The sequence below is a fragment of the Oceanobacillus sojae genome, assembly GCF_900162665.1.
In the GTDB taxonomy this organism is placed as follows: domain Bacteria; phylum Bacillota; class Bacilli; order Bacillales; family Amphibacillaceae; genus Oceanobacillus; species Oceanobacillus sojae_A.
In genome coordinates this window covers 1-13,666 of record NZ_LT727808.1, presented here as the reverse complement: position 1 = coordinate 13,666, position 13,666 = coordinate 1, and the positions used below count along the sequence as shown (strand labels likewise).

The 13,666-nt window shown below is 41.0% G+C and carries 12 protein-coding genes; 9 read left to right on the top strand and 3 right to left on the bottom strand.

Annotated features, from left to right (window positions below; genetic code table 11):
- The first annotated feature begins 741 nt into the window (after positions 1 to 741).
- The 6 genes from BN1068_RS00305 to BN1068_RS00280 all read left to right on the top strand — a co-directional run bounded on the left by BN1068_RS00305 (position 742) and on the right by BN1068_RS00280 (position 4,804).
- Entirely contained in the window at positions 742 to 1,743 is a 1,002-nt protein-coding gene (locus tag BN1068_RS00305; RefSeq protein WP_077600848.1) for a rod shape-determining protein, read from the top strand.
- Positions 1,744 to 1,837: 94 nt separating this feature from the next.
- The gene (locus tag BN1068_RS00300; protein ID WP_077600847.1) at positions 1,838 to 2,647 is read left to right on the top strand and encodes a flagellar hook-basal body protein; all 810 of its coding nucleotides are present in this window, start codon (positions 1,838 to 1,840) and stop codon (positions 2,645 to 2,647) included.
- 13 nt (positions 2,648 to 2,660) lie between these two features.
- Positions 2,661 to 3,479, top strand: a complete 819-nt coding sequence (locus BN1068_RS00295) for a flagellar hook-basal body protein (RefSeq protein WP_077600846.1) — start codon at positions 2,661 to 2,663, stop codon at positions 3,477 to 3,479.
- A 147-nt stretch (positions 3,480 to 3,626) separates the two neighbouring features.
- Positions 3,627 to 3,959: a DNA-directed RNA polymerase subunit beta gene (locus BN1068_RS00290; RefSeq protein WP_077600845.1), complete on the top strand. Its 333-nt coding sequence runs from the start codon at positions 3,627 to 3,629 to the stop codon at positions 3,957 to 3,959.
- 87 nt (positions 3,960 to 4,046) lie between these two features.
- Complete coding sequence (fabZ, locus tag BN1068_RS00285; RefSeq protein WP_077600844.1) at positions 4,047 to 4,469, top strand: 3-hydroxyacyl-ACP dehydratase FabZ; 423 nt, start codon at positions 4,047 to 4,049, stop codon at positions 4,467 to 4,469.
- Between the two features lie 110 nt (positions 4,470 to 4,579).
- Entirely contained in the window at positions 4,580 to 4,804 is a 225-nt protein-coding gene (locus BN1068_RS00280; protein ID WP_077600843.1) for a hypothetical protein, read from the top strand.
- A 96-nt stretch (positions 4,805 to 4,900) separates the two neighbouring features.
- Here the strand turns inward: BN1068_RS00280 and BN1068_RS00275 are convergent, their stop codons facing one another.
- The 3 genes from BN1068_RS00275 to BN1068_RS00265 form a co-directional block, all read right to left on the bottom strand.
- Entirely contained in the window at positions 4,901 to 6,109 is a 1,209-nt protein-coding gene (locus BN1068_RS00275) for a quaternary amine ABC transporter ATP-binding protein (RefSeq protein WP_077600842.1), read from the bottom strand.
- Positions 6,109 to 6,966, bottom strand: a complete 858-nt coding sequence (locus BN1068_RS00270; protein WP_077600850.1) for an ABC transporter permease — start codon at positions 6,964 to 6,966, stop codon at positions 6,109 to 6,111. The genes BN1068_RS00275 and BN1068_RS00270 overlap by 1 nt, the downstream gene beginning before the upstream one ends.
- Positions 6,967 to 7,224: 258 nt before the next feature.
- Positions 7,225 to 8,217, bottom strand: coding sequence for an ABC transporter substrate-binding protein (locus tag BN1068_RS00265; RefSeq protein ID WP_077600841.1), 993 nt, complete (start codon positions 8,215 to 8,217; stop codon positions 7,225 to 7,227).
- Positions 8,218 to 8,866: 649 nt separating this feature from the next.
- Here BN1068_RS00265 and BN1068_RS00260 point away from each other — a divergent pair.
- The 3 genes from BN1068_RS00260 to BN1068_RS00250 all read left to right on the top strand — a co-directional run bounded on the left by BN1068_RS00260 (position 8,867) and on the right by BN1068_RS00250 (position 13,518).
- Positions 8,867 to 9,733 carry an efflux RND transporter periplasmic adaptor subunit gene (locus BN1068_RS00260; protein ID WP_077600840.1) on the top strand — a complete coding sequence of 289 codons (867 nt, stop codon included), beginning with the start codon at positions 8,867 to 8,869 and terminating at the stop codon, positions 9,731 to 9,733.
- Positions 9,734 to 9,736: 3 nt separating this feature from the next.
- Positions 9,737 to 12,808 (top strand): efflux RND transporter permease subunit, encoded by a 3,072-nt coding sequence (locus BN1068_RS00255; protein WP_303046887.1) that lies wholly within the window; start codon positions 9,737 to 9,739, stop codon positions 12,806 to 12,808.
- A 416-nt stretch (positions 12,809 to 13,224) separates the two neighbouring features.
- Positions 13,225 to 13,518 (top strand): hypothetical protein, encoded by a 294-nt coding sequence (locus BN1068_RS00250; RefSeq protein WP_077600839.1) that lies wholly within the window; start codon positions 13,225 to 13,227, stop codon positions 13,516 to 13,518.
- The last annotated feature ends 148 nt before the right edge of the window (positions 13,519 to 13,666 follow it).

Sequence of the window (13,666 nt, the reverse complement as noted above, 5' to 3'; positions counted from 1 at the left end):
TTCATCAGGATATTATTTCTTCCATGCGCTGTAGAATCCTATTAGAGCGCAGGCCAACCACGTAGACTCCTATGGGAACAGGGCGAGCTGAAGATCCACTTGAAAAGCGGGTTTCTTTTCAAGTTAGTTGAAGCCGTCCCCATGGAAAGCGGAGTGGTTGGCCGGAGCGGAAGTTATACACAATAACCTGTTCAAAAAATAAAAAGATGAGTTAGCTAAAAGCAAGCATGATAATAGAGACCATGAACATCCTGGAACAGCAAGGTTTATATGGTTATTCTTAGATGCTAAAGTTGACTTAATTATTATAGGATGAAAAAGTTGAGATAATAAATTACATTGTTTGTTTTAATGAAAATGATTAAATTATAGCTCTATACACTAACCAGCGGAAGAAAAATACGGAGACTCCTATGGGAAAGCGTAGTGGGAAGACCCCGCAGGAAAAAAGTGGTCTTCTTTTTTCTGAGGAGGCTGAGCGCAAGCCCATGGAAAGCGTAGTATTTTTCTGGAGCGGCTGCTTCTAACATTCAATTCATATACTTTACTCATATCAAAGAAAATAATCAATGAACCCAACCAAAAAGATAATAATTTGAACTTTTTTAAATAAGACCGCCAAAAAAACAAAAAAATATTTTTTTCATACAGTTAATTACCGTATTTTGTGGTAAAATAGTATACTAGTAGCATTTTGTCTTAGGACGGTGCAAGATAGTAACGCTAGGAGGATTTAGATTCATGTTTTCCAGAGATATTGGGATTGATCTTGGTACCGCAAATGTATTGATACACGTTAAAGGAAAAGGAATAGTTTTAAATGAACCATCTGTCGTTGCCATGGATCGTAATACGAACCGTGTACTCGAAGTTGGAGAAGAAGCCCGCCGTATGGTTGGACGTACACCGGGTAACATAGAAGCGCTGCGCCCGTTAAAGGACGGAGTTATCGCCGATTTTGATGTCACAGAAGCAATGTTAAGATATTTTATAAATAAGATTAACGTCAAAGGTGTTTTATCAAAGCCGAGAATGCTTATCTGCTGCCCGACAAACATTACAAAGGTAGAACAGAAAGCAATTAAAGAAGCGGCAGAAAAGTCTGGCGGAAAACGCATATACTTAGAGGAAGAGCCTAAAGTAGCTGCAATTGGTGCCGGCATGGATATTTACCAGCCAAGCGGAAATATGGTGGTAGATATCGGAGGAGGTACAACCGATGTGGCAGTACTGTCTATGGGCGGCATTGTAACCTCTCAATCCGTGAAAATGGCCGGAGATAAGTTTGACTGGGATATTCTTCAATACATTAAGAAGCAATATAAACTGCTTATCGGTGAACGTACAGCAGAAGATATTAAAATTAATGTAGCTACCGTATTCCCTGGTTCACGTAAGGAATCCATGGAAATCAGAGGCCGTGATATGGTATCGGGATTACCAAGAACGATAACGATTGAATCGGAGGAAATCCAGCAGGCATTAATGGAATCGGTAGCCCTGATTGTTCAGGCTGCCAAAGCAGTTCTTGAGCAGACACCACCAGAATTATCAGCAGATATTATTGATAGAGGGGTTATTTTAACCGGCGGTGGAGCACTGCTTCATGGCGTTGATCAATTATTGGCTGAAGAGTTGAAGGTTCCTATCTTTATTGCTGAGGATCCGATGGATTGTGTAGCAAAGGGAACAGGAATTATGCTTGAAAATATTGATAAGCTTGAAAAAAGAAGTGTTAACTGACAAGTTTTAAAAAGACAACCGTTGGCAGCAAGCTTCAATTTATTGCTGCCAGTGCGTCTTTTTTAACACTTTCTATTATGGAGGAGGCGGCTTTGTGTTAAGAGGTCTATACACAGCAGCAAGTGGAATGATGACGCAGCAGCGGCAGCAGGAAGCACTGTCTAATAATATTGCTAATGCAAATACTCCAGGGTATAAGGCGGATCAAACGGCTATTCGTGCTTTTCCGGAATTATTAATTGAACAGATGGGCGGCGCAAATCGTATTCCGACAACACAGGGAGGTTTCAATATTCCTTCTTCCCGTCAATTGGGCGGGCTGAATACAGGTGTATATGTTCAGGAAACAATTCCGCATTATGCTCAGGGTGATATAGTTGAATCAGGTTTGCCAACAGATATTGCCATTAACCAAAGAGAAGTGCCTGATGAGAATGGAGCCATCTTTTTCACAGTTCAGAATAATGATGGAGATGTACGCTACACGCGAAACGGGAATTTTACGATTGATGCAGACGGCTACCTCGTAACAAATCAGGGGTATTATGTTTTAGACGAAAACGGCAATAACATCCAGACAGATGGAACCATTGATATCATCAGCCCGGAAGGAGTTATTCCGACAGCCGGCGGAGATATTACACTTGGTACACAGTATGTAGCTGATGCAAACACATTGATTAAAGAAGGAAATGATCTTTTTCAAGGGGATGCAGCAGCTGTGCCGGGAGATGCGGATTATACATTACAGCAGGGCGCTTTGGAGCAGTCTAATGTAAATACGGCACAATCAATGACAGATATGATGAATGCATACCGCCTGTTTGAATCCAATCAGCGCGTTTTACGGGTGTATGATGAAAGTCTGGGAAAAGCAGTCACAGAAATTGGCCGCTTAAGTTAGGGAGGAATCTGACATGTCACGCATTATGAATCAGGCAGCAGTAACAATGAATCAAATTCAGAACAAGCTCGATATTATTGGAAATAATATTTCTAATAATGGGACAACTGGATATAAGAGCAGACAAGTAGAATTTTCTTCCTTGTTAAACCAGCAGATAAATAATTTAAATGCACTGGAAAATGCCGAGGGCAGATTGACTCCCGATGGAATCCGAGTTGGATCTGGAGCAGGTTTGGGTGCAATACATTTAAATCAGCAGCAGGGAAGCCTGGTCGAGACGAATCGGGTATTAGATGCTGCATTAACTGGAGAGAACACCTTTTTTCAGGTGAACCGGATAGAAAACGGACAGGAAGAGATGGTCTATACAAGAGACGGCTCCTTTTATCTTTCTCCAGCTGAAGGAGATACACTTGCCTTGACAACTTCCGATGGTCACCCTATTATCGGACAAGAAGGCCCTATTGAAATTCAGGATGGGTTTGATTCCATTGAATTTAATGACCGGGGGCAGTTAATAGTGACCCGTGGTGACAATCAGGCTGCAGAAGCTGAATTAGCCATTGTGGAAGCGGTGCGTCCGAGCGCTTTGGAAGCAGAGGGTGATAATTTCTTCTCCGTATCAGCAGAGGCTGATGCAGATGAAATTATTCAGGCATATGCCGGAGAGGGTGTTGTTATTCAACCGCAATCTCTGGAGCAGTCCAACGTTGACTTATCACGGGCAATGACAGATATGATTGCAGCACAACGGCTTTATCAGTTTAACTCACGTTCCATTACGATGGGTGATCAAATGTCCGGATTAGTGAACACAATCCGTTCCTGAATCTCGTCCATTAGTTGTGCTCTGACAGCAGGAATAAACTGGGCCATACATAGTCAGTGTTTAAAAAGATTGAAAAAAGAGACCGGGAAATTTGAAGCGTCACTTTTAGGAACCTTTTTAAACATCTTCTTATAAGGAGTTACAGAAATGACGAATAATCCATCTTCACAAAAGACCTCACACCAAGCAGAGGAAGAGTCTGCAGCAGCGAGTGAGGAACAAGCAGTAAAACAAGAAATTTCCAGAAAGACGGAAAAGAAAGAAAAGCAGCAGAGTAAACGTAAACAGAAGCTTAGCAGACCGAGATTGCGTATTTTCCCAATCTGGCTGCGTATTATCGTTGTATTGATATTCGCCGCAGCTGCTTTTATCGTTGGTTTAATGATCGGCTTTGCCGTTCTGGGCAACGGGTCTCCGTTAGATGTGCTGCGCATGGAAACCTGGCAGCATATTGTCGATATTGTAAATAAAGTAGATTAAAAACATATTCGATGATGGACGAATATGTTTTTCAATTTATAAATCAGCTATAATGACAATACATACATATAAAAGGAGTCGTTGAAAATGATGGACATTCAACAAATTAAAGAAGTATTGCCACACCGTTATCCGTTTTTATTAGTGGATCAGGTAAAGGATATAGAAGAAGGCAAGAAAGTCACAGCTATTAAAAATGTAACAGCAAACGAACCATTTTTTCCCGGCCATTTTCCTGACTATCCGGTAATGCCTGGCGTACTTATTTTAGAAGCCTTGGCACAAACGGGGGCAATTGCCGTTTTGGGGATGGAACAGAATAAAGGTAAAATTGGCTTTTTAGCAGGAGTAGATAAATGCCGCTTCAAACGTCAGGTGAAGCCGGGTGATCAGCTGGAGCTGACAGTCGAAATTATTCGTATGAAGGGGCCAATTGGCAAAGGAAAAGGTATTGCAACTGTCAATGGGGAAGTTGCATGCGAAGCAGAAATTACATTTGCGATCAAATAAAGGCAATGTAATAAATTTCCTGAATGAATATCTTAAAAAGTGTATGATTCCTCTTTTCTGGGAGAACCTAATTTCGAGCAATAGGTTATTTTAGAAGGGAGGAATTTTTTATGAAAAAGGTATTATTAAAAGTTGGTACTTCTATTTTCGCTCTTACATTGATGACTGCATGCGGTACATCTAATGATGAAGAACCGGCGGATGATAACCCGACCATTGATCATGAAGAAAGAGAAGATGAATTGAATAATGACCAAAATGACAATGATCAAATGGACAGAGATGACACAAATAACTTCGATGAAGATGAAGAACTTCCTCGCAACAATGAGTAAGCAGCTCTAAAAAATAGAGAAGAAGGAAATGAACCTCTTACATCCATTACCTTCTTCTTTCTTTTTGAACAAGTTATACTTCTATATTAATCCTGCTTAATAAACATATTCTTCGCTTTCGTTCACGTCATCAGAGGTGAGTCCGGATAATACGTGAACACGTAAGATATAGCCGACAAGCTTGTTATCCTCATTTACTACAGCTAGAGGGAAGCTTGATTCTAATGCTTTTGGAATTAAATCGTTGATATATTCCTCTTCATTAACAATAGTAATATCTTCTCTGATTACATCGCTTAATGATTTCTTTTCTTTGATCCCTTGAATAGCATCGTCAATGGTTACAATGCCCTGAATCCGTCTGGAACGGTCAACGACAAATACACTGGAAATTCCGTTCTCACGCATTTCTTTTATCGCTACATTTAAACCATCCTTATTGGAAACAAGCGCATTTGGCTTTGTCATAATATGACTGGCCTGGAACACCTTCGAACGGTCGATATCCTTAATAAACTCGGAAATATACTCATTGGCGGGATTAGCAATGATTTCTTCCGGAGTCCCGACCTGCTCCACATGTCCATCCTTCATTACCGCCACACGGTCACCAATCCGGAAGGCTTCATTCACATCATGGGTAATAAAAATAATCGTTTTCTGCAGCCGTTCCTGAATATCTAACAGCTCCAGCTGCATTTCCCGGCGAATTAACGGATCAAGCGCACTGAAAGGCTCATCCATTAAGAGAATGTCAGGATCATTGGTGAGTGCGCGGGCTAAGCCGACACGCTGCTGCATCCCGCCGGATAATTCATCCGGATATTTATCCTCATAGCCTTTTAATCCTACTGTTTCAATATTCTGCTGTGCAATTTCCCGCCGTTTTTCTTTAGGTACATTACGAATTTCTAAACCATACTCCACATTTGCTAAAATAGTCCGGTGACTGAATAGACCGAAATGCTGGAAAACCATGGCGATTTTTTCCTGCCGGACCTTTTTCAGCTCATCCCGGCTGCACTTGGTAATATCCTGTCCGTCTAATAAAATCGAACCGTCTGTCGGTTTATTCAATAGATTGAAGCAGCGGATTAAGGTTGATTTTCCACTTCCCGACAGTCCCATAATAACGAAAACTTCTCCTTTATTAATATCAAAGGTAGCATCATAGACACCTACTGTATGATTGGTTTTCTTTAAAATTTCTTCCTTGGATAACCCTTTTTTGATCAAAGGAATAGCGGATTTTGGCTTGGAACCAAATATTTTAGATACGTTTTTTACTTGAATTTGTACAGTCATTATTGATTACCCCCACGACGTTGTACTTTTTCAGCAATTCCATTTGTAATCCGGTCAATAATAATTGCTAAGAATACGATACTGATACCAGCTTCAAAACCGAGCGCGATATCAATCCGGTTAATCGATACAAGAACCTGCTCCCCAAGGCCGGATGCCCCAACCATGGATGCAATTACCACCATTGCCAATGCCATCATGGTTGTCTGATTGACCCCGGCCATAATTGTCGGCAATGCTTGCGGCAACTGAACCTTTGTTAAGGTTTGCCATCTGGAAGAACCGAAAGAATGTGCCGATTCAACCACTTCTTTATCAACCCCGCGGATAGCCAGATCTGTTAAACGGATAACCGGCGGCAAGGAATAAATCAGTGTAGCGAAGATAGCGGAAACGTTACCCAGTCCGAAGAAGAAAATTGCCGGAATTAAATACACAAAACTCGGCATCGTCTGCATAGCATCAAGAATAGGACGTAATATCATGGAAACCCACTTATTAAATGCCATCGCAACTCCAAGCGGAATTCCGATAATTAAACAAATAATAACGGCAGTTAAAATAATGGAAATCGTAATCATCATTTCTTCCCAAAGTCCAAAAGTCCCGATGAGAAATATAAATATGCCATATAAAATACCGGAGAAAAAAGATTTGAAATACCACCCGAGTAAAAAGATGATAATAATAAACAGCCACCATGGAATAATCATAAGGAAATCTGTGAGGCCACTAATGGATCTGGATGTTACAAAAAATATAAAATCAAATAAAGCTTCTAAATTATCGGCAAGAAAACTGACAAGGTCATCAACATACTTACCGGCTTCGAAAGTAATATCTGGAAAACTAATCATAAGCATTATAACTGCTGAAAAAGCAGTATTTACCTCCCCTTTTTTATGTGTTTATTCATATGTGTACAATGGTCAAACGAAACTTGATTTAGAGAAAGCTTTTCCCCCTCTAAATTTTAGCTGGGTTAATCAGAAGATGAAGCGGCCTTTTTTCCCGGCAAACAAAATATACCAGAGGGAAAATTACGGACGCTCATGCTGTGGTAAACAAAGAGCAGCCAGCCTGATGGCAAGCTACTCCATATTTTTCATGTTCTATTATTCAAGCGAGTCAAGTACATCCTGAGCGACATCATCTGGAACCCATTCTGTCCAAATATCTTCATGCTCTTGCATCCACCATAGAGCAGCCTCTTCAGTAGACGCTTCATTATCCTCCATGTACTCTAAAGCTTCTTCCGTCAGTGCACTGCTTGTTTCATAGTGCTCCAGGAATTCAGCAACCTCTGGTGCCTGTTCTGGAAAATCGGAATGTACAGAGATAACCACATCATTTGGCGGGAATTCTGTGCCTCTGGACTCTTCCCAGGTTTCTTCATCATATGGTGCTTCTTCTAATAAAATTAAATCATATTTTGCTGTGATTGCAGTAGGTGACCAGTAGTAGCCAACCCAGCCTTCTCCTGCTTTATAAGCACGGGCTAAATCTGTAATAATAGCAGAATCAGATCCCGGGCTGAAGTTGTTGAATGTTTCATCCAGTCCATAAAAATCAAATTTATCATTAATTGCCTGTTCTACTTCCCAGCCGCTTGGAGCGTTAATTAAACGGCCTTTTCCGGGATCTTCCGGATCTTCGAATACTTCAGGATACTTTTTTAAATCCTCTACTGTCTTCAAATCAGGCGCAAGCGGCTCAATCCCTCTGTCCGGATCTCCTTCAATGACATAGGCCGGAACGTAAATTCCCTGATTATTATCATCAAAGTTAACAGATAATGTTTCAATATCACCAGCTTCCGTCAATTCTTCATAAAGCTCCCGGATATTATCTGTCCATACCTCCATATTTACATTAATATCTCCATCTTTCAGTCCCTGCATTGTTGCAGCTGTTGATCCAGAAGTTATATCTGTATCATAGCCATATCCCTCTTCAACAATTTTTCCGGCAATATAATTATGTACATTCACGCTGTCCCAGCCGGCGTCAGTAAAAACAATGGTGTCAATTTCTCCATCTGAAGAGCCACCACATGCAGCTAAAAAGAGAATTGACAAAGTCGTCAAAGCAATAAGTAATTTTTTCATTTTTTCCGTCTCCTTTTTATTTTGGTAATTTTCAGGCATATGTTCTGATAAAAAGTTAAGCAAAATAGTATTTAAAACTTAAAGAACACTTTACAGAGGGTAAATAAACTTATTTATTTGTATCGAAAGCAGGGCGAGGGTAGTGCATTAGTATGGAAGATGACGGTGATTCGATTCTTTATTATACCTTATACATGTAAGAATAAACAAAGCGCTTAAAACTGTATAAAGGTGCATATTTCTATGTATAGCGAAATTAAGGCGGGATTATATGTGTATATCGTTATAATTGTCGAGAATGCTCTAAAATGCGTATAAGATGTCATGAAAACGTAAAGATTGTAATTTGGTTTTTGTCGAAATAATGGGAAAATTAATGTTGTATATACATTCCCATTTAAAAGAGGATTTAAACCTGCACCAGACGTAAAATTGGATAATAAAAAATATAGCCGGGAGACAGGCTGAATATTTAATCTCATCAGGCAGACAAAGTTTGCCGGAGTATTTTTCAACAGATATACTGAAAAGAGAAATTAGTTGAAACAATATATACGAAACTTTCGTACTACATAAGGAAGTAAAATTTAATAAAGAAACTGGAGGAACTTATCTCCAGCTAAAATATGGAAGGAGTACATACACAACTATGAAAAAGAAGATGGGAGCAATAGGATTGATTTTTTTGCTGCTTATTTTAGCAGCGTGTTCAGAAGATGAGAATGAATCCGCTGAAGAGAGCGGAGAGGAAGAGGTTACTTCTGTACAGACAGATGAGGTCAAGGAAGGGAATTTAACCCGGGAAAGAACGTTTAGTGCCCGGCTTGAAGCCTCTCAAGTAACCCCGATTATGATTGAACAGCCTTTAGAGGTGGATACATTAGAAGTAAAGGCTGGAGATAAAGTCGAAGAAAACGATACAGTTGCTGATTTATCTTTTGATGGCAATACACAATCTGTTGATGCACCTGAAGCTGGAGAAATCATTCAAATCCAGGCAGGTGAAGGAGAGAATATTGATCCGGAAGAACCGTTTATGCTGATTGCGGATACAGATGAATGGCAGGCAACTGGCAGTGTATCTGAAAGCGTGCTGAGACTCTTAAATATCGATGATGAAGTAACGCTGACAGTAAATGGGGAAGAAAAGACAGCGACGGTTACAAATATGGACCGGGTTCCTGATGATACAGGACTGTATTCTGTTACAGCAACATTCGAGGCGGGAGATTCATCCTTTATCTCTGGATCTGTTGCAAAGATAACAGTGGATGAAACAGTCGAATCCGATGCTTTATTAGTACCGACAGAAGCAATTGTAGAAAGTGAAGGAGAATCCTTTGTATTTGTTGTAACGGATGATGAAACAGTTGAGCAGCGGACGGTTTCTGTAGTTACCATGCAATCGCAGCAAACAGCAATAGAAGGCGATATAGAAGCAGAGGAAGAGATTGTAATAACTGGCCAATCCGGATTAGAAGACGGCAATTCTGTCGAAGTAGTGAAAGGGGAATAGATTTTGAAACAGCTTATCAGAACTTCTGTAAAACGGCCGATTGGTGTCATTATGATTGTATTGGCTGTTCTTGCTTTAGGATTCATGTCACTGCGCAATCTTGCGGTCGATCTTTTCCCTGAAATAGATTTGCCGGTAGCAGTTGTTGCGACAAATTACCAAGACGCCGCGCCGGAGGATATCCAGAATTTAATCAGCAGACCGCTGGAATCAGCAGTAAGTGCAGTAGAAGGAATAGATACCGTTCAATCGCAATCCCAATCTGGTTCATCCATGGTTATGATGATGTTTCAAAACGGAACAGATTTAGATCAGGCCTTATTGGATGTGAGAGAACAGGTCGATCAAGTAAAAGGAATGCTGCCGGAAGGAGCAGGAGATCCGAATATTCTTCGCTTCAGTCCGGATTCACTTCCGGTCATGTACTTAGGGTTAACTGGCGATGATTTAGCCGAGTTAACAGAAATAGCAGACCAGCAAATCGTTCCTTTCTTTGAAAGACAGGAAGGCGTAGCCTCTGTCACGATTGAAGGGGGCTTAGAAAGAGAGATTCAAATTGAATTGGATGAGGCAAGTCTGGAACAATACGGGATATCGCCTCAAACAGTGATGGATACGCTCGGAAGCTCTAACAGCTCATCCTCGATTGGCACAGTAGAGCAGGGGGACCAGGATTTACAGATTCGTGTCATTGGTGAATTTGACAGCATCGAGGATATCGAGAATACACAAATTCAGTCAGAAGCAGGCGGTATTGTCCGCATTTCTGATATAGCAACCGTGCAGGATGATTTTAAAGATGCTTCCTCTGAAACGATGGTAAACGGCGAGCATGCACTTGTTCTGTCTGTTATGAAGCAGACAGATGCGAACACGGTCGAAGTGGCATCCAATATTACAGATGCAATGCCGGGAATTATCGAGGATTTACCGGAAGGACTTGATTTAAAAACAATCATTGATACATCTGAATTTATTGAGATGTCGATTGACTCTGTAATGAATAATATTTTAATCGGAGGAGCCATCTCCTTCCTGATCCTGCTTTTATTTTTAAAGAGTGTCCGTGCAACAATTGTTATTGGATTATCGATTCCAATTGCTATTATAGCGACCTTTGTATTGATGTACTTTACAGGACAGACATTGAATGTCCTTTCTCTGGGAGGATTAGCTTTAGGGATTGGGATGATGCTGGACAGCTCGATTATTATTTTAGAAAATATTTATTCCTACCGGCGAAGAGGCTACAGCCTGTTTGAGGCTGCGACCAAGGGCTCCATTGAGCTGGCACCGGCAGTTATTGCTTCGACAACAACAACATTAGTAGTATTCTTGCCAATTGTTTTTGTAGAAGGTATATCATCCGATTTATTTAAACCGCTGGCTCTTACGGTATCCTTTTCCTTAATTGCTTCCTTAGTCGTAGCAATTACCCTGGTTCCGATGCTGTCTTCCAAGCTGTTAGCAAATGTCATGGAAGGCTCCGGGAAAAGATATTGGTTTGATCAATTCTTAAATTGGCTCAGGAATCGTTATGGAAATGGTTTGCAGAGAGTATTAAAATTTAGAAAAACCACTGTACTGGTAACGATTTTAGCGATTATAGGAAGTCTTTTCCTGATTCCTCGAATTGGGATGGAGTTTATGCCGTCAGCCGACCAGGGGCAGGCGCAGATTTCAGTAGAAACTCCGCCGGGAAGCAGCCTGGACTATACCATGAATATTACAGAACAAGTCGATGAGATTTTAGCAGACTATGAGGAATATATGGAGGTCAACTATGTCACCATTGGATCTTCCGACTTTACAGGCAGCATGAACCAGTCAACCTATACATTACAATTGGTGCCGGCATCTGAACGTGGCCGCTCGACCGAACAGATTATGAAGGAAATTGATGATCGGGTGCAGCGTATTGCAGGCGGTGAAATCGCAGCCTCTGCCATGGATGGCGGTATGCAGATGGGCGACCCGATAACCATACAATTAAACGGACCAGAAAATGGGACGCTTATTGATTTATCGGAGCAGGTGCTTGCAGAAGTAGAAGAGATAGAAGGCGTGACAAACGCAACTTCCACAGCAGAAGACGGTATTCCGCAAATGGAGATTCGTGTAGACGAGGACCTTGCATCCAGCTATGGTTTATCAGGAGCGCAAATCACCAGCCAGCTGGAGATGAAGTTCTCCGGGCAGGTAGTCGGGCAATATCGTGAGAGTGGCCAGGAAATTGATATCAGTCTTTCCTATCCGGAAGATACCCGTACAAGTATTGAGGATCTGCTGGATACGAGCATTCAATCACCATCAGGAGCAACAGTGCCATTGGATGAACTTGTCGAGATAGAACAGGCTGAAGGTCCACAGACACTGTTGAGAGAAAATCAGCAGGCACAGATGAATATCAGCTCCGGAGTGGTTGACCGGGATTTAGGAAGTGTTGTATCGGATATAGAATCGAAGCTTAATCAAATAGACTTCCCGGAAGGCTATAGCTATCATATTGGCGGTCAGGCAGAGGATATGGAAGATGCCTTTATGGATCTTGGATTAGCACTCATCTTTTCGATTTTCTTAGTGTATATTGTTCTTGCAGTGCAATTTGAGAATCTCCTGCAGCCATTTATTATTATGTTTGCATTGCCAACAACAATTGTTGGAGTTATCGGCGGATTATTTATTACTAATATATCGCTCAGTGTAGCTGGCTTTATCGGTATCATCATGCTCGCCGGTATAGTTGTTAATAATTCCATCGTCCTTGTCGACTATATTAATATTCTGCGCAGACGGGGCATGGATCAGCTGGAAGCAATCATTGAAGCAGGGCGATCCAGACTGCGTCCGATTCTGATGACATCACTCACTACCATTCTGGCGATGATTCCATTAGGATTAGGTATCGGTGAAGGAGCAGAACTGCAGCAGCCGTTAGCAGTAACGATTATCTTCGGGTTAACGGTTTCCAGTATCTTTACCTTATTCTTTGTACCTGTTATCTATCTGATCTTTGATAATATGACGAAGAAAGTAACGGGAAGAAGAAAACGGAAGAAAGCAGCAAAAAGCTAACGAAAAGAGTGAAAAAAGAAGGTCAGCTCCCGCTATAAAGGTAAAAAGCTTATTAGCGGGAGCTTCCTTTTTTAAAAGAAAGCAAATGAAACATATTTCTTCAAAGATGGGAGCGAAGGGAAGTCGACTCCTGCGGGAAAAGCAACAGGTGAAGACCCCGCAGAAAGTGCTCTTCTTTCGAGGAGGCTGAAGCGTTGCCCGCGGAAAGCGACTTCCCGTAGCGGACATCCCCTCGGCAAGAACACCAGTATTTTAAAGACCAAGTGATTTTCTTGGTTTTTCTAAATAAAGCTTAGCGTAGTAGAAAAATGTTTAATGACAAGGTAAAAATACATCGATTTTCTTTAAAAAATGTCCGTTCTAGTCGAAAATCGGGTATGATAAGAGAAAAGGAAAGCAAGGAGAAGGGGGATAAAATGGTATTATCTCAAATTATGCAATTACTGACAGGTGTATTTGAAGGGCTGCTTGGAATTCCGCTGTTCGGCGGTCTATATATTATGGGATCCGGCTATACACCATTATTTGTAATGCTGGTTCTTCATATTATCACACTGGTGCTTGCCAGCCGCAACAGAAGATGGATAGCAGGAAGTGTTTTAGGGATTATTACAAGTATTATTGGATTCATTCCGATTGTCGGCATGGTGCTGCATTGGTTAACAAGCATCGTGCTCATTATTTCCGTATTTCAATCAAGAAGATATTAAAAAAATAAGCCGCTTGCAGACTGATATGATCCCCCTATAGTAGACAGTAAAAAGAAAGCACGTTAATCTGTCTACTATAGGGGGATTTTTTGTGGGGAAGAAACGAAAAACTTATAATATTGACTTTAAGAAGAAAGTTGTTAACCTT